Source organism: Bradyrhizobium sp. LVM 105 (assembly GCF_003957705.1).
GTDB classification, from domain to species: Bacteria; Pseudomonadota; Alphaproteobacteria; order Rhizobiales; family Xanthobacteraceae; genus Bradyrhizobium; species Bradyrhizobium frederickii.
In genome coordinates this window covers 101,031-116,682 of the sequence record NZ_QZMV01000001.1, presented here as the reverse complement: position 1 = coordinate 116,682, position 15,652 = coordinate 101,031, and the positions used below count along the sequence as shown (strand labels likewise).

At 65.8% G+C, this 15,652-nt stretch carries 14 protein-coding genes; 4 read left to right on the top strand and 10 right to left on the bottom strand.

Annotated elements, in window-relative coordinates:
• Nucleotides 1–21: 21 nt before the first annotated feature.
• Nucleotides 22–1,056: a putative FMN-dependent luciferase-like monooxygenase gene (locus D6B98_RS00545; RefSeq protein ID WP_126255006.1), complete on the bottom strand. Its 1,035-nt coding sequence runs from the start codon at nt 1,054–1,056 to the stop codon at nt 22–24.
• A gap of 171 nt (nt 1,057–1,227) precedes the next feature.
• Nucleotides 1,228–2,022: a MetQ/NlpA family ABC transporter substrate-binding protein gene (locus tag D6B98_RS00540; RefSeq protein ID WP_126255005.1), complete on the bottom strand. Its 795-nt coding sequence runs from the start codon at nt 2,020–2,022 to the stop codon at nt 1,228–1,230.
• Between the two features lie 12 nt (nt 2,023–2,034).
• Here D6B98_RS00540 and D6B98_RS00535 point away from each other — a divergent pair, with 12 nt between their 5' ends.
• Together D6B98_RS00535 and D6B98_RS00530 are read left to right on the top strand one after the other, a co-directional pair.
• Nucleotides 2,035–2,280: a hypothetical protein gene (locus D6B98_RS00535; protein ID WP_126255004.1), complete on the top strand. Its 246-nt coding sequence runs from the start codon at nt 2,035–2,037 to the stop codon at nt 2,278–2,280.
• 236 nt (nt 2,281–2,516) lie between these two features.
• Nucleotides 2,517–4,304 carry a peptide ABC transporter substrate-binding protein gene (locus D6B98_RS00530; RefSeq protein ID WP_126255003.1) on the top strand — a complete coding sequence of 596 codons (1,788 nt, stop codon included), beginning with the start codon at nt 2,517–2,519 and terminating at the stop codon, nt 4,302–4,304.
• Nucleotides 4,305–4,711: 407 nt separating this feature from the next.
• Here the strand turns inward: D6B98_RS00530 and D6B98_RS00525 are convergent, their stop codons facing one another.
• Nucleotides 4,712–4,999: a DUF2934 domain-containing protein gene (locus D6B98_RS00525; protein ID WP_126255002.1), complete on the bottom strand. Its 288-nt coding sequence runs from the start codon at nt 4,997–4,999 to the stop codon at nt 4,712–4,714.
• A gap of 183 nt (nt 5,000–5,182) precedes the next feature.
• The gene (locus tag D6B98_RS00515) at nt 5,183–5,386 is read right to left on the bottom strand and encodes a DUF2934 domain-containing protein (RefSeq protein WP_430644555.1); all 204 of its coding nucleotides are present in this window, start codon (nt 5,384–5,386) and stop codon (nt 5,183–5,185) included.
• Between the two features lie 307 nt (nt 5,387–5,693).
• Between D6B98_RS00515 and D6B98_RS00510 the strand changes: the two genes are divergently transcribed.
• Together D6B98_RS00510 and D6B98_RS00505 are read left to right on the top strand one after the other, a co-directional pair.
• The gene (locus D6B98_RS00510; protein WP_126254999.1) at nt 5,694–6,731 is read left to right on the top strand and encodes a FecCD family ABC transporter permease; all 1,038 of its coding nucleotides are present in this window, start codon (nt 5,694–5,696) and stop codon (nt 6,729–6,731) included.
• Complete coding sequence (locus D6B98_RS00505) at nt 6,725–7,477, top strand: ABC transporter ATP-binding protein (protein WP_126254998.1); 753 nt, start codon at nt 6,725–6,727, stop codon at nt 7,475–7,477. Before D6B98_RS00510 ends, D6B98_RS00505 begins: the two co-directional genes overlap by 7 nt.
• Nucleotides 7,478–7,504: 27 nt before the next feature.
• Here D6B98_RS00505 and D6B98_RS00500 read toward each other — a convergent pair whose 3' ends face one another.
• From D6B98_RS00500 to D6B98_RS00475, 6 genes are read right to left on the bottom strand one after another with little or no spacing between them, the layout of a single operon-like run.
• Nucleotides 7,505–8,428 carry an alpha/beta hydrolase gene (locus D6B98_RS00500; RefSeq protein WP_126254997.1) on the bottom strand — a complete coding sequence of 308 codons (924 nt, stop codon included), beginning with the start codon at nt 8,426–8,428 and terminating at the stop codon, nt 7,505–7,507.
• Nucleotides 8,421–9,182 carry a 2,3-dihydro-2,3-dihydroxybenzoate dehydrogenase gene (locus tag D6B98_RS00495; protein WP_245481204.1) on the bottom strand — a complete coding sequence of 254 codons (762 nt, stop codon included), beginning with the start codon at nt 9,180–9,182 and terminating at the stop codon, nt 8,421–8,423. The genes D6B98_RS00500 and D6B98_RS00495 overlap by 8 nt, the downstream gene beginning before the upstream one ends.
• Nucleotides 9,179–13,120 carry a non-ribosomal peptide synthetase gene (locus D6B98_RS00490; RefSeq protein ID WP_126254995.1) on the bottom strand — a complete coding sequence of 1,314 codons (3,942 nt, stop codon included), beginning with the start codon at nt 13,118–13,120 and terminating at the stop codon, nt 9,179–9,181. Before D6B98_RS00490 ends, D6B98_RS00495 begins: the two co-directional genes overlap by 4 nt.
• Nucleotides 13,117–13,374: a phosphopantetheine-binding protein gene (locus D6B98_RS00485; protein WP_164718290.1), complete on the bottom strand. Its 258-nt coding sequence runs from the start codon at nt 13,372–13,374 to the stop codon at nt 13,117–13,119. The genes D6B98_RS00490 and D6B98_RS00485 overlap by 4 nt, the downstream gene beginning before the upstream one ends.
• Nucleotides 13,371–14,021, bottom strand: coding sequence for an isochorismatase family protein (locus D6B98_RS00480; protein ID WP_164718289.1), 651 nt, complete (start codon nt 14,019–14,021; stop codon nt 13,371–13,373). Before D6B98_RS00480 ends, D6B98_RS00485 begins: the two co-directional genes overlap by 4 nt.
• A gap of 1 nt (nt 14,022) precedes the next feature.
• Complete coding sequence (locus tag D6B98_RS00475) at nt 14,023–15,651, bottom strand: (2,3-dihydroxybenzoyl)adenylate synthase (protein ID WP_126254993.1); 1,629 nt, start codon at nt 15,649–15,651, stop codon at nt 14,023–14,025.
• Nucleotide 15,652 lies beyond the last annotated feature (1 nt).

Sequence of the window (15,652 nt, the reverse complement as noted above, 5' to 3'; positions counted from 1 at the left end):
ACGCGATCACATTCATTCCGGCTAGACCGCCAGCGCCACTTCGCCCGCCGTCCGGGTCCAGCCCAGCGCCGGCGCGACCTTCTCCGCGACCAGCTCGATCGAGCGCAGGACGTGAGGGTGCGGCGCATCGACCGAATGCACCTGGAAGACGAGATCGGTCACCCGTTCCAGCGTGGCGTCGGCCCGCAGCGAGGCAATGACGTGATCGGCATCGCCGACATGGGTGTCGAACGCAATGATCATCTCCTCCAGCGTCTCGCCGGGCTTGGCGTGACCGCCCTTCATGAATTGCGGTAGCGCGCGGCGCAGCCCAATGTCTGCGAGCCGCATTGCCTCGCGATGATCGTCGGCGACGAAGACGCTGCGTGAGGCCATGATGCGCGGCTCGGCCCCCTTGGGCAGCGCGTCCAGATAGGCATCGATCACCGGATTCTGGATCTCGGCCAGTGTCGCCTTCGGCGCCTCCTTGGTCCGCGGCTGGGTGCGCGACAGCAACAGGCCATCGCCCGCTTTGCCGGCGCGCGCCCCGCCGGCCACCGAGAACGTCGCCTGCCAGATCCGCTTGTCCAGTTGCGGCCGTTGCGGATAGATCGTGTCGCCGCCCGCGAGCGGCTTGCCGACCAGCGCGGTGCGGACGACCTCGAGATTGCTGGCAAAAATCTCGTTGCGCTGGGCGCTGTCGAGGCCGAAGGCGGCAAACGCCGACGGATTGCCGCCGGTGCCGACGCCGAGCTCGAAGCGGCCGTTGCAGAGGAGATCGAGCACCGCGGCGTCCTCCGCCACCCGCACCGCGTTCTCTAGCGGCAGCGTGACGATGCCGGTGCCGAGGCGGATGCGCGAGGTTTGCGCTGCGACGTAGCCGAGAAAGGTGAAGGGCGACGGCAGGCCGCCCTCACGCTCGTGAAAATGATGCTGCGCGATCCACGCGGAATCGAGGCCCGCCTTTTCGGCGCGCACGATCTGCTCGGCCGCGAAGCGGTAGCGGTCCGCCGGCGGGGCCTCGTCGAGCAGCCGCGTGAAAAATCCCAGGCGTTTCAGGTTTGCAAAGCGCTTCATACGACCCCTGTCGGACGAGGATGGCCAGTCCGCCGATGATGTCGGTTACTGTTGCTCCAGACAAGCGGACATTGCGCAAGGCTCATACGCAGGGCTCATACGTCAGGCGCATACGTAAGGCGGCCCGCCGGGATCGATCGCCCTGCGCTGGGCTTTGCATGGGCAGACTGCCTACCAGCTCGGCAGCACCGCGCCCTTGAACTTGGTGAGGACGAACTCCTTCACTTCAGGCGTGTGGTAGCTGTCGACGAGGATCTTGACCCAGGGCTTGTCCTTGTCAGCCGCGCGCACCGCGATCAGATTGACATAGGGGCCCTTGGGGTCTTCGCGCAGGATCGGATCCTTGACCGGATCGAGTCCCGCCTGGGTTGCGTAATTGGTGTTGATCGCGGCGGCATCGACGTCGTCGAGCGCGCGCGGCGCCTGCGCCGCGTCGACCTCGATGAATTTCAGCTTCCTGGGATTCTCGGTGACGTCGAGCACCGTCGGCTTGAAGCCGACACCATCCTTCAGCTTGATCACGCCCTTGTCGCGCAACAGCAGCAGCACGCGGCCGCCATTGGTCGGATCGTTCGGGATCGAGACCTTGCCGCCCTCGGGAATGTCGGCGAAGGCCTTATGCTTCTTCGAATAGACGCCGATCGGGAAGTTCACGGTCAGGGCGACCGACTCGATCTTGTAGCCGCGATCGGCCTTCTGGTTGTCGAGATAAGGCTGGTTCTGGAACGAATTCGCCTGGATCTCCCCGGCATCGAGCGCAGCATTCGGCACGACGTAGTCGGAGAATTCGAGCAGCTGGATGTCGAGGCCATTCTTCGCCGCGATCGGCTTCACCGCCTCCAGGATCTGCGCATGCGGCCCCGGCGTCACGCCGATCTTGATGGTCTCGGCCGTGACAGGGGCCGACCACAAGGCGAGCGCGGTGGACAGAATCAGGGGGAGGCGGAACGACATCTTGGTCTCCATGGCACGGCGAGAATGATTGGAACCGTATTCGCTGCTCTGCAGGCCGAAATCAATGAAATGGAAATTCATATTGAGCTGCTGTCGCGGGCACGCTTTCTCCATTCGGCGGCAAACGCGAAACGAATTGACGGCGGCCGCGACGCCTTCCGCGTCGGCGTGGCCGGCATCAGGCAGGTGCCGGCTGTCCCTGGGGTCATGTGTGGCGATGTCGTGGCGGCTGCAATGAATCTCCGGCCGCCGCAACATCACGAAACTTGATGCGCCGGGAGTGACCGCGTTAGCGTTGCGGCGCGGCCTTAGAACTTCCCCAAGTTCAGTCAAGTACGCACTGGATCGTCGCCTGGGTTTCTCAGGCGGCGATCCAGGTCTCGGCCCACAGGGGCTCTCCACTCGTCATTTCGTCGCAGGGCGGCCTTGCCGGCATTGCCGCCTCGCGCCTGATGCAACATGATGGTTGCCAGCGATGATTTGTCTTCGAGGTGGAGGGTCAATTGATGAACGAGAACGAAATCCGGGGTCTGGTCGGACAGGTGAAGCAAGGCACGCTGTCGCGACGCTCGTTCATGCAGAGGGTGGCCGCGCTCGGGATCGCGGCCCCGATCGCGAGCCAGATCCTGGTCTGGCACGACGTCGCGATGGCGGATGCCACGCTGCCGTACAAGCCGACCAAGGCCGGCGGCGGCGGCCCGCTGAAGCTGCTGTTCTGGCAGGCGCCGACCCTGCTCAATCCGCATTTCGCGATCGGCACCAAGGACCAGATGGCCTCGCGCGTGTTCTTCGAGCCGCTCGCCGGCTGGGACAGGGAGGGCAATTTGATCCCCTGCCTCGCCGCCGAGGTCCCGACCAAGCAGAACGGCGGCCTTGCCGCCGACGGTACGAGCGTGATCTGGAAGCTGAAGCAGGGCGTCAAATGGCATGACGGCAAGCCCTTCACCGCCGACGACGTCGTCTTCACCTGGGTCTACGCCGCCGATCTCGCGACGGCGGCCTACACCACGGGATCCTACAAGGACATCAAGGTCGAGAAGATCGACGACCATACGGTCAAGGTGATCTTCAAGGCGCCGACGCCGTTCTGGGCCGACCCGTTCGTCGGCTCGGTCGGCCCGATCCTGCCAAAGCATCATTTCGGCGACTATACCGGCGCCAAGTCGCGCGAGGCGCCGGCCAATCTGAAGCCGGTCGGCACCGGCCCCTACAAATTCGTCGAGTTCAAGCCCGGTGACCTGATCCGCGCCGAGCGCAATCCCGACTATCACATCAAGAACCAGCCGCATTTCGACACGCTCGAGATCAAGGGCGGCGGCGATGCGGTCTCCGCGGCGCGCGCCGTGCTGCAGACCGGCGAATATGACTTCGCCTGGAACATGCAGGTGGAGGAGGAAGTCCTCAAGCGCATGGAGGCGAGCGGCAAGGGCAAGCTCGACATCACGCCCTCCGGCAATGTCGAGTTTATCATCCTCAACACGACCGACCCGTGGACCGAGGTCGACGGCGAGCGTTCGAACGCCAAGACCAAGCATCCGACGCTGTCCGACCCGGCCGTGCGCCGGGCGATCAACCTGTTGATCGACCGCGATTCGATCCAGAAATTCATCTACGGCCGCGGCGGCATCGCCACCGCGAGCTTCGTCAACGCGCCCAAGCAGTTCAAGTCGCCCAAGCTGAAATACGAGTTCAGCATCGACAAGGCCAACAAGGTGCTCGACGAGGCCGGCTGGAAGAAGGGCGCGGACGGCTTCCGCGAGAAGGACGGCAAGAGGCTCAAGTACGTGTTCCAGACCTCGACCAACGCGCCGCGCCAGAAGACCCAGGCCATCATCAAGCAGGCCTGCGAGAAGGCCGGCATCGAGATCGAGATCAAGGCGGTCACCGCCTCGGTGTTCTTCTCCTCGGACGTCGGAAACCCCGACACCTACTCGAAATTCTATGCCGACATGGAGATGTACAACACCACGCAGCCGCAGCCCGATCCGGAGCGCTTCCTGAACCAGTGCGTCTCCTGGGAGATCGCCACCAAGGAGAACAAATGGCTCGGCCGCAACATCTCGCGCTGGTCCGATCCCGAAGCCGACAAGGCCTACAAGGCCGCGCAGAACGAGCTCGACCCGGCCAAGCGCGCCGCGCTGCTGATCAAGGTCGACGAGATCTTTTGCGAGGCAAACGTCTTCCTGCCGCTGCTGTCCCGCAACGTCGTCAACGCCCACGTCAACAGCCTCGTGATCGACATGTCGGGCTGGGACGTCACGACGTGGAATTTGGCGGCGTGGTATCGGGTGTGATCCATTGTCCCGGACAAGCTGCAACGCGCAAGCGTTGCAGCGCCGAGCCGGGACCCAGAGGCGCTACGGTACAATGCGGCGACATGGGCCCCGGCTCAGCAGCGCACCGTCGAAGAGACGCTGCGCTGCGTCCGGGGCACGAGCGGAATGGTAACGCTTCGCAAGTGCTCTACCCATCCTCCAGTCCCGAGCCCTCACGCATCATCCTCCCAATGTGTGCTTCAGATCACAGCCGAATCGCGCGCCCTCGCCTATAAACACCGTGCATGGCCGCAAACAAGGTAACGGCGGTACGCGTAAGGCTGCGGAGGCAATCAACAGCTACGGACTTTTCGAGGCCGCCAGGGTGAGGAACCCGGCGGCCTTTTCTTCGTTGCAGGGCGCACTATTGCAACGCAGCACTGCTGCTATCGCTTCGAGGACGCGTCGGAACCTTTCCGTTCTTCGCGTTCGTCCTCGATCTGCCGTTCCGCTTCGAGCCAGAACTCCAGCTCGCGATCGGCCGGCCGCCCAGCCTGCTCCCAGAGTTCGTAGGCGCGCGCGCGCACCTTGCCGCGCCGCATCATGCGACCGAGCTTTCGCTTCAGCTCCTCGGCAAAGCTTCGGAAGCGCTGCCCGGTGGTTTCATCCCTGACGAGCGCGGCCGCTCGCGTTGCGAGTTCGATCTGGTGCTCTAGCTTCTTCTGCTCGTCCACCGCCGACACTGCCGTGGCAAAGGAATATCTTCAGGGCCCGTGCGTTCAGACACTGAATTCCCGTCCGTGATGGTCTGTTCCCCAAGGTGCAGCTCGCATCGCCGCGCTGTTCGCTCCAGGCCCTGAGCGGATGGTTTTCGCAGGCCCATCCCGGACCCCGGCAGAATGGGCAGGCCTTGTCGGTCACAGCGCATCCGGCGTCCGCAACGTGTTGGACCTGTCTTCGTTGCGCAGTTCCTGCTCGGCGGCCTGCCAGAACTCGTCCTCGCGGCCTTCAGGCTTGCCGGCCTGCTCCCACAGGCGGTGCGCGCGTTCTCTGATCTCTTGCTCGGTCGGGTCGGACACTGGCGCCTCCTCTCGTGGCGCACGGCCCACCCTGGGGGGCATGGGGGCTTTGGAGGCGGGCCGTGCAGGCCAGCAATCGACGGCGACTCTGGCCCGCTGATTCAAGCGCCGGCGGTGCGCGGAAGTTCCTAGTCGCGGGTGAGCGCAGCGACGCAGGGCTCGCCAGTATGGCAGCGCGCCAGGCCCTCTCCTTATAAGCATTCTAAGCAACAGGCCGCTCGCTGCCAGACCATCACTGATATGAAGAGCGGACCGGACCTTTGGTCCAACCCGCCTCAAGTCAATCACCCCCTTCGTGAGCCGCATGATACCGGCGAGTCAGACTGTCCAAGGAAGCTCCGAAATCGTCATGACGGGACGTGACCAATATCGCGCGCGCGTCTTTCGTCGGCTTGTCATCCTGGCGCTTCTCAGCCTTGCGCTTTGCATCAGCATCGCGTGCGACATGGCGCTCGGGCCGGCCAACTATGCCCTGCGGCAAGTGCTGTCCGCCATCTTCGATCCCGCCGGCGCGGAGGCTCAATTGCACGTCGTCATCTGGGATATCCGAATGCCGATCGCGTTGATGGCGGTCCTCGTCGGCGCCTCGCTATCGGTCGCCGGCGCCGAGATGCAGACGATCCTCGCCAATCCGCTGGCGAGCCCGTTCACGCTCGGCATCTCGGCGGCGGCAGCCTTCGGCGCGGCCCTTGGCCTCGTCGGCGGGATCGCGCTGTTTCCCGGTGCGGTCGCGTACATGGTCCCGGTCAATGCCTTCATTATGGCGATGGCGGCCGCCCTGTTCATCCACCTGGCCTCGACCATGCGCGGCGTCAGCGTCGAAACGATCGTGTTGCTCGGGATCGCGCTCGTGTTCAGCTTCAACGCGGCGCTGTCGCTGCTCCAATACCTGGCTTCGGAGCAGGCCCTTGCGGCGGTGGTGTTCTGGACCATGGGAAGCTTCGCCAAGGCGACCTGGTCCAAGGTTGCGATGATCCTGGCGCTGCTGGTCCTCGTCGTGCCATGGCTCATGAAGGACGCCTGGGCGCTGACGGCGTTGCGGCTCGGGGACGACAAGGCCGCGAGCATGGGCGTCAACGTGCGCACACTGCGCCTGCGGGTGATGATGCTCGTCAGCCTGCTCACGGCGATCCCGGTGTCCGTCGTCGGCACGATTGGATTTGTCGGCCTCGTCGGTCCCCATATCGCACGCATGATCGTCGGAGAGGACCAGCGCTTCTTCCTGCCGGCCTCGGCGATCAGCGGCGCTCTGCTGCTGTCGGGCACCTCCGTCCTCAGCAAGACTCTCGTCCCCGGCCTGATCCTGCCGATCGGCATCATCACCGCGCTGATCGGGGTCCCGTTCTTCTTTGTCCTGATCTTCGGCAGCAGGAGGCGCGCATGGTAGCCTTGGCGCTCCAGGGCGTCGGGGCCTCCTACGGCAAGACGAGCGTGCTGGCCGACGTGACACTGGCTGAGCTGCGAAGCGGCACCGTCACGGCGGTGATCGGCCCGAACGCGGCCGGCAAGTCGACCTTGTTCAGGCGGATCGCCGGACTGATCAAGGGGCCGGGATTGGTCGAACTGTCCGACACCGCGCGCGGACCGCAGGCGATCTGCTACATGCCGCAGGACACCGGCGCGAACGCGGTTCTGACCGTCTATGAATCGGTGCTGCTCTCGGCCAAGCAGGGCAGCAGCTGGCGCGTCAGCGACGCCGAGCTTGCGCAGATCGACGGCCTGTTGAAGGCATTGCGCATCGACAATCTGGCGTTTCGCGGCCTCGGCGAGCTCTCCGGCGGCCAACGCCAGCTGGTTTCGCTGGCACAGGCGCTGGTCCGGCGCCCGGAGGTCCTGCTCATGGACGAGCCGACCTCGGCGCTGGATCTGCATCGACAAATCGAGGTGCTGGGTCTCGTCGGCGATCTTGCCAAGCGCGACGGAATGATCGTCATGATCGCGATCCACGAGCTCAATCACGCGCTCCGCTACTGCGAGAACACGATCGTCATCGCGCACGGCAAGATGGCGGCGAGCGGGGCGACGGCCTCGGTCATCACGACCGAAATGCTGCGCAACATCTATCGGATCGATGCGCGCGTCGAGACGTGCTCGCGCGGCACGCCGTTCGTCGTCGTCGACGGCCCGGTCTGAGGCGCCGCCGAGGCGCGGCGTCCGCGCTCAGACCGAAGGCGCGGCTCCGACGAAGCGGAGCGCCTGGCACAGCATTGCCGTGACGATGGTTGCATGATCGTCATTCTCGCCGAGCTCGAAGCGCACGCCGGCCAGCGCGCCGAAGACGGCCCCGACCTCGCCTGAGATTTCGCGCGCATTGTCGATCATGCGGCGAACCTTGCGGATCTCGTGATAGCGCGCACTGAAATTTTCCCGGGCCTGCCACGGCGCAAGCTGCTGCTCCCAGCGCCCGACCGCAGTGTAAAGCCGGATTGGACGCGCGAGGGCGCTCGCCGCGGCCAGCGTCCTCGACAGGCCGGCCCTGTCCCACCAGATCGACGGGCTGAAGCTGATATAACCGTTGAACATGTCCGGCCATTGCGACAGCAGGTCCAGCACAAAATAGCCGGCCAGGGAATGCCCCAGAAGGATGCGGCGGTCCGGATCGACGTCGAGCCAGGCCTGGATATGCGGCAGCAGCTGATTGCGGAGGAAGCGGACATAGGCGGCCTGGCCGCCGCAGGCATCCGTCGCCTTGTCCGGAAACATACCAGCATCCGCAGGCCCGCGGGTGAAATCGAGATGGCGGCGGTCGACATTGTATCCGGTCGTATTGGGATAGCCGATGCCGACCACGATCGAGGGAACGATGCCGGTGGCCATCGGACGCCGGGAGACGCGCCGCACGGTCTCGGCGACAGTGATGAAATCCGAATTGCCGTCGAGAACATAGATGACCGGAAAGCCGCGAGCCGGCCGCTCGACCTCCGGAACATAGACGAAGATCTCGTAGCGCAGACCGGTTTCCGTCGCGCGCAGCGCGAACGTCCGGCAGCCCGGCATCACGAGCGCTTGCAGCGCCCGCATGTCCTCCGCGTCGCTGTCCGTCGGCACGCGCTCTGACGTGTTTCTCAGCGCCTTGTCATGCATGCAGCGTCGCACCTCCATCGACATAGAGTTCGGCCATGGTGATGTGCCCTGCCTTCTCCGACAGCAGGAACAGCACCGCGTTGACGACGTCCTCCGGCGTGGCGAGCTTGCGCAGCGGAATGCCGGTCTTGAAATTGGCAAGCGACCCTTCGATCACCCGCTCGCCGCCGCGCGCGTCGCTCCACATGCCGGTCTGCATCGGCGTCAGCGTCGATCCCGGCGCCACGATGTTGCAGCGAATGCCATATTCGGCCAGTTCGAGGCCGAGGCAGCGGGTGAACATGGTCGCCGCCGCCTTCGAGGCGGCGTAGGCCGCCATATCCTTGCGCGGCACGCCGGCCGCATTGGAGCTGACGGTGACGATGCTGCCCTTGCCGCGAGGCGCCATGTGGCGAGCGAGCGCACGCGAGACGTGGAAAACCCCGCCGGTGTTGACGGCGAAGACGCGCTCCCATTCGGCATCGCTGGTGTCGACCACCGCAGTCGTCGACAGCACGCCGGCGATATTGATGCCGAAATCGATACCGCCGCATTGAACGGCAGCCTCCTCGATCAGGCGCTCGACTTCGGCGCTATCAGTCACATCGAGCGGACGCGGCAGGAGATTGTCGCAGGCAAGCTCCGCCAGCGCGTCCACCGCGAGATCGGTGGCAATGACGTTCGCCCCCTCCCGCAACAGCGCCTTGACCATGGCAAGCCCGATCCCGCCGGCCGCGCCGGTCAGGAACGCGGTCCGGCCTTCGAAGTCGCTCACGATGCGCCTCCTTTCCCGTCTGCCTCGCGCGCCAGCAGCGCAGCTTTCAAGGCCGGCGCGAGATGGCGCACGGCTTCCGCACCGATCATGTCGGCATGAACGAGGGGCACGTGGTGGATATCGAGCGATCCGACGTAGGGCATCCAGCTTTCCGGCCGCAGGCGCGGGCCGTTCTGGTTCTTGGCGGCCCGGAAGTGCAGCACCGGCCCATCGTAGCGGCGATGACGGTGGCCCCGCACCAGGCGATTGTTCACGGCGACGACGCGCACCATGCCGTCGAGCGCCGCCGCGGGCAGCCGACCGAGCGGACTTCCGCTTTCGGCGAGAAACGCCGTGACTGCCTGACGCGTCAGCGGCAGATCTGGCAACGCATCGGGATCGTAGCCGCCGATCGCGAGCAGCGCCTTCAGCGCGGCCCCCGGCCCCGGGTCCGGCTCATCGCGCCAGCAATCACAGGGATAGGCATCCAGCATGGCGACGACACCGACCTCACGCCCCGTCTCCGCGAGGTGAACCGCGATGGCCTGCGCGAGGATGCCGCCGACCGACCAGCCGATGAGGTGGATCTTGTCGCGGTCTGCAATGAAGGCGATGCGACGCGCATAGTCGCGCGCCATGTCGTCGAAGCTTTGCGGCGCCTGCGCATCCGGGTCGAGCGCCAGGGCCTGAACGCCCCAGGCAGGCCTGTCGGCGCCGAGCGCCCGGGCAAGGCCGTTGTAGCACCAGCTGAGCCCGCCGGCCGGATGAAGCATGAAGACCGCCGGCCGGTTCGGATCGGCCGCGTTCAGCCTGAGCAGCGGCTGCAGGCCCGTCCCCTCGCCCGCTGTCCCCCGATCCAGATATTGGGCGAGCCTGCCGATGGTGGAGTGCTCGAACAGCACGCCGATGCCGGGCTCGTGGCCGGTCGTTTCGCGCAGGCACAGCAACAGCTCCACGGCCAGGAGCGAATGGCCGCCGAGATCGAAGAAATCATCGTCGACCTGCAACGGCCCCTGCGTCTGCAAGACCCGCGCGAACAGCATTGCCACCAGCTTCTCATTGTCGGAGGCAGGCGCCCGGCCGCGACCGCCTGCGAAGACCGGCGCCGGCAGCCTTGCGCGATCGAGCTTGCCATTGCCGTTCACCGGCAAGGCGTCGAGCACGACGACAGCCGATGGCACCATGTACTCCGGCACGAGGCGTCCGGCATGGGAGAGAATGTCATCCTCCACGTCGCTCTCCGCCTCGCCGCGCTCGAGCGTGGCGTAGGCAACGATGCGCTTTTCTCCCGCCCGATCCTCATGCAGGGCAACCACCGCCTGCGTTACCGCCGGATGGGACAGGATCGCGGCTTCGATCTCGCCGAGCTCGATGCGCAGTCCGCGCAGCTTGATCTGATGATCGGAGCGTCCGAGATAGAGGATGGCGCCGTCGCCGCGAACGCGCGCCAGATCGCCGGTGCGGTACATGCGCTCTCCCGGACGGAAGGGATCGGCGACAAAGCGTTCCGCCGTCAGATCGCTCTGGCCGAGATAGCCGCGCGCCAGTTGGACGCCGGCGAGATAGAGATGCCCCTCGACGCCGACCGGGACAGCGCGCAGATGGTCGTCGAGCACGTAAAGGCCCGTATTCCAGACCGGATAGCCGATCGGGACCGGGCGGGAGGAATCGCCGGCGGCAGCCGGCCAATAGCTGACATCGACCGCGGCTTCCGTCGGGCCATAGAGATTGTGCAGCTCCGCCGTCATGCGCGCGTGAAACCGATCGCGCAGATCGGCCGTGAGCTCCTCGCCGCTGCAGAAGACCCGCTTCACCGAAAGCCCGTGCGAGCTCGGCTCGGCGAGAAAGGCCGACAGCATGGACGGCACGAAATGCAAGGTCGTGATCTTCTCGTCGCGAATGAGCCGCGCGATCGCCCTCGGATCCTTGTGCATATCCGGCGGCGCGACCACCAGCCGTCCGCCGCAAAGGAAAGCGAGGAAGAACTCCCAGACGGACACGTCGAAGGTCATCGGGGTCTTTTGCAGGATGACGTCGTCCGCCCCGAAATCGTAATGCTGCCGCATCCATTCGAGCCGGTTGACGATCGCCGCGTGCTCGACCATCACGCCCTTCGGCTCGCCAGTCGAGCCCGACGTGTAGATCACATAGGCGGCGCTGTCGCCGGCGGTCGGCGCAAGGCCGCGACCGTGCGGCGCGGTCGGCCAGTCCGTCGGCGGCAACGTCTCGAGCCCAGCCAGCGGCGGGCTGTCCCCGGTGCCAAGGACGAGAACCGGCTGCGAGGACGCCAGGATCCTGTCCAGCCGCTCGCGCGGATGAGTAACGTCGAGCGGCATGTAGGCCGCGCCCGCCCGCAGGATTCCGATCAGCGCCACGACGAGATCAAGCGAGCGCGGCAGTGTCACGGCGACGATCGCATCGCGCCCGGCGCCGCGCGCGGCGAGCGCCTCCGCCAGCGCCGCGGTACGGCGATCAAGCTCGGCGTAGGTGAGAGCCCGGCCATCGAAGCTGAGCGCAGGCCTGTCGGCGAAGGTCGCGAAGCTGTCGTCCAGCAGCTGCGACAGCGTCCTGTCGGTGACTGGATGCGCGGTGTCGTTCAGCTGCTCGAGCAGCCAGCGACGCTCCTCATCCGTGACCGTCGCGACATCGCGTAACGGCCGCCCCGCAAGCGCCGCCTCGACGGCGGCGCGGACGAAAGCCGCAAGCCGCCTGGCGTGGCTCTCCGCCTCGCCCTCTCCGTAAAGAAGCGGATTGGTATCGACCTCGAGGCCAAGATTGTGCGCGACCGCGTCGCCGCGAAAGGTGAAGGTGAGATCGTCGACCGGCCCGGTTCCGAGAACGGTCAGCCGCGTGTCCAAGCCGGCCAGCCTGGGCGGTGCATCGAAGGGCAGGATGTTGACGAGCGGGCCGTAGAGCCGCCGTTGACCGCCAACCAGGCCGAGATCGCGACGCATCTGTTCGCCGCGATAGCGGCCGTGGCGGCGATCGCGCGCGATGCGTCCGGCCGCCTGCGCCAGCCATCCGGCCAGCCCGGCCTCTTCATCGACGACGAGACGCAGCGGCAAGATGTTCATCAGCATCGTCGGGACGCGGGCCGCGGCCGAGCCGAAACGCCCCATGAACGGCACGCCGATGGTGACCTCGTTGCGCCTGACGTGGCGGGCGACATAGGCGCCCGTCAGCGCCGTCAGGATATCGGCCCAGGACAGTCGCGTTGCCGAAGCAAGCCGGAGCAGGCTGCGGCAGATATCCGGTTCGACCCGGCTTTCGACATGGCCGTAGGATGATGCGGAACGCGCCAGCCCCGGCGCCAGGCCGGTGACCTCGGCCATGTCCTGCAGGGCATCGCGCCAATAGGCCGCATCCCGCACAGCCCGCTCCGATGCGCGATAGGCGCTCTCGTCGTCGAGAGCGACCGCGTGATGGGTGAGTGGCGCACCGGGCGGCTCGTCGGCGACGGAGGCGTTATAGAGATCCGCAATGCGCTGCGTGACGAGGCCCGTCGCAAAACCATCGGTCACCACGTGATGCATGCGCTGATACCAGATGAAGCGGTCCGCGCCGAGGCGAAACAGCACCTGGCGCGCGAGCGGTCCGCTTGCCATGTCGAGCGGCGTGGTCATGTCCCTCTGCATCGCCGCAAGGGCCACGCTCCTGGAATCGTCGCATCGCGAAAGGTCTTCGATCTGAAGCAGCGGCCGATTGCGCTCCTCCACGATCTGCATGTCCTGGCCGGCGATGCGGACGGCGAGGCTGTCCGCCTCCATCGCGACCTGGCGAACCGCGCGCTCGAACGCCGCCACATCGAGCCTTCCGCCGATTTCGACGAAATGTCCGGTGTTGAAGACGGGATTGCCGGGATCGATGCCCTGCGCGAACCAGATGCCGGACTGAGCCTGCGTCAAGGCGAGCCCGCGCACGGGCTGGTCGGGAACGGATCTCGCGGTCCGTGCCGTCATGATCGCGCCTCCATGATTGCGTCCATGCGTTGGCGGGCAAGCTGCCACCAGCCGGCCAGCGTCGGACGCTCGGCCATGCGAGCGAAATCGAGATGCACCCCCCGCTCCTGCCAAAGCAGCACGAGATTCATCGCGCGCATCGAATCCAGCCCGAGATCGGCCAGATTGTCATCCTCGCCGATCTCCTCCGGATCGATATGGATCAGCGCGGCGATGTCCCGGCGCATGAGATCGCGGCTGAGAAGGATCGTCATGCGGCTGCCCTCCGCTCCATCGCGGAGACAAGGGCATCGACCGACAAGGGGATACCGCAGGTGGCGGCGACATAGTCCAATGCCATCTCGTGGCGCTCGCGCGAGAAATCGGCGACCGCATCGGCGGCGAAGAACGGCTTGATATCGCGCTGGAATGCCTCGCCCGCCGTCATCAGGCAGCCGATATGCGCGTAGATTCCGCTGATGACCAACTGGTCGCGGCCGCGCACCTGCATGACGTGGGCGAGATTGCTCATCTGAAAGGCGCTATAGCGATGCTTGACGAAAACGATATCGCCTGCCGTCGGACGCAGCGGATCGATGATCGGCTGATGGTCCGGCGTGTTGCTCATCCCGGCCCCCCAGAGATCGGCCTGCAGTCCGCGGTCGCGGCGATCCTGGTTGCCGGTCTGCGCGGTGTAGAGCACCGGCATGCCCGCCGCCGACGCTGCCGCCTTCAGGCGCGCGATGTTGGCGATGACGGGGGTAATCGGAGAGGCGTCCGGCACGAAAGCGCCGACGAAGTAGTTCTGCATGTCATGGATCAGCAGCGCGGCCCGGCCGGGATCGAATGCCCATCTGGCGCGCGCGGCTGGAATTTCCGCGACGGTAGGAAGGTTGTAATTCGCTATTCTCGGCAGCCCCACGTCAGACCTCCTCCGGTACGCTTTTGAGAAATTGCTCGCGAAGCTGCTGACGCAACACCTTGCGGCTGACCTTGCCGACCGCCGTCGTCTGGAATGCATCGACGAAGACGATCTGGTCCGGCACCTTGAATTCAGCCAGGCCCCGGCCGCGCACGAAGGCCTTGAGCGCCACGATTTTCGGCCTTTGCTCCCGCGGTATGACGAAGGCGCAGCTCCGTTCGCCGAGATAGGGATCGGGGACCGAGACCACCGCAGCGTCGAACACGCCTGGATGCGCCAGAAGATGATCCTCGATCTCTTCGGAGGAGACTTTCTCGCCGGCCCGGTTGATATGGTCGCCCGCCCGTCCCCTCACCACGAGATTGCCTTCCGGCGTGCGCGAGACGATGTCGCCCGTGCGATAATAGCCGTCCGGCGTGAAGGCACGCGCATTCGCAGCATCGTCGTTGTGATAGGCACGGATGGTATAGGGGCCCCGCGTGAGCAGGAGGCCGGGCTCCCCGTCGGCGACGGCATCGCCGTGATCGTCAACGATCAGCACCTCGTCGTCGGGGCTGATCGGCCGGCCCTGCGTGTTGACGATCGTCTCTTCCGGATCGTCAAGCCGCGTGTAGTTCACCAATCCCTCGGCCATGCCGAAGACCTGCTGCAGGGTGCAGCCGAGCGTGGCCCGGACGCGGGACGCTGCTTCGGGCGCGAACTTCGCGCCACCGACGAGCAGGACCTCGAGGCTCGAGACGTCGTACCTGGACGTTGCCGCCGCCTGCATCCACAGCAGCGCCAAGGGCGGGACCAGGCCGGTTATCGTGACGCGCTCCCGTTCGATCAGAGCGAAGGCCGCTTCTGCGTTCGGCGAGGAGCACATGACGATGCGGGCACCGGCGAAGAGCGCACCGAACACACCGGGCGAGCTCATCGGGAAATTATGCGCGACCGGCAGAGCCACCATGAACACGCTATCCGTGGTCAAGCCGCAAATGTCGGCGCTGGCGCGGAAGCTGTAGATATAGTCATCGTGGGTACGCGGAATGAGTTTTGACAGGCCGGTGCTGCCGCCCGATATCTGCAGGAAGGCGACCGCGGAGGCCGAAGGGGGCGGCGGCAATGTCACCTCGCCGCAGGATAGGCCATCAAGCGCGTGGAACTCCTGGGCGTCGCCGATCACGATGACATGGCGAAGGCCGCCGGCCCGCGCCCTGACCTCGCGGGCAAGCGCACGGAAGTCGAAATCTCCATCCCCGGCCGCGATGACATAGGCGCTCGCTTCCGCCCTCTCGACGATGTGGGAGATCTCGGCGAGGCGATGGGCAGGAAGCGCGAAGACCGGGATGAGGTTGGCGCGGAACAGCCCGAAGACGACGGACAGGAATTCCGGAATGTTCGGCAGTTGCACCACGACACGATCGCCGGGACGAAGCCCGAGCGCGAGAAAGCGAGCGGCGTTCCGTTCGGCCCGTTCAATCAGGCCGGCATAGGTCCAGCGTTGGTCGCCGCCGACAACGGCCAGCCGATCGGGAATCTCGCGGGCCCGCCGCTCGAGAAAGCCGAACATGGTTTCCCCGCGCCAGTAGCCCTTGTCGCGATAGCGCCGAGCATATTCCTCAGGCCAGACTTGCTTCAGTTCGAGCATG

Excerpts from the sequence above, each read along its gene's own strand:
- D6B98_RS00485 (WP_164718290.1), bottom strand. The coding sequence starts at position 13,374 with ATGACGATCCTTCTCAGCCGCGATCTCATGCGCCGGGACATCGCCGCG.
- D6B98_RS00530 (WP_126255003.1), top strand. The coding sequence starts at position 2,517 with ATGAACGAGAACGAAATCCGGGGTCTGGTCGGACAGGTGAAGCAAGGC.
- D6B98_RS00505 (WP_126254998.1), top strand. The coding sequence starts at position 6,725 with ATGGTAGCCTTGGCGCTCCAGGGCGTCGGGGCCTCCTACGGCAAGACG.
- D6B98_RS00500 (WP_126254997.1), bottom strand. The coding sequence starts at position 8,428 with ATGCATGACAAGGCGCTGAGAAACACGTCAGAGCGCGTGCCGACGGAC.
- D6B98_RS00490 (WP_126254995.1), bottom strand. The coding sequence starts at position 13,120 with ATGACGGCACGGACCGCGAGATCCGTTCCCGACCAGCCCGTGCGCGGG.
- D6B98_RS00540 (WP_126255005.1), bottom strand. The coding sequence starts at position 2,022 with ATGGAGACCAAGATGTCGTTCCGCCTCCCCCTGATTCTGTCCACCGCG.
- D6B98_RS00535 (WP_126255004.1), top strand. The coding sequence starts at position 2,035 with ATGATTGGAACCGTATTCGCTGCTCTGCAGGCCGAAATCAATGAAATG.
- D6B98_RS00545 (WP_126255006.1), bottom strand. The coding sequence starts at position 1,056 with ATGAAGCGCTTTGCAAACCTGAAACGCCTGGGATTTTTCACGCGGCTG.
- D6B98_RS00475 (WP_126254993.1), bottom strand. The coding sequence starts at position 15,651 with ATGCTCGAACTGAAGCAAGTCTGGCCTGAGGAATATGCTCGGCGCTAT.
- D6B98_RS00515 (WP_430644555.1), bottom strand. The coding sequence starts at position 5,386 with ATGCCCCCCAGGGTGGGCCGTGCGCCACGAGAGGAGGCGCCAGTGTCC.
- D6B98_RS00510 (WP_126254999.1), top strand. The coding sequence starts at position 5,694 with ATGACGGGACGTGACCAATATCGCGCGCGCGTCTTTCGTCGGCTTGTC.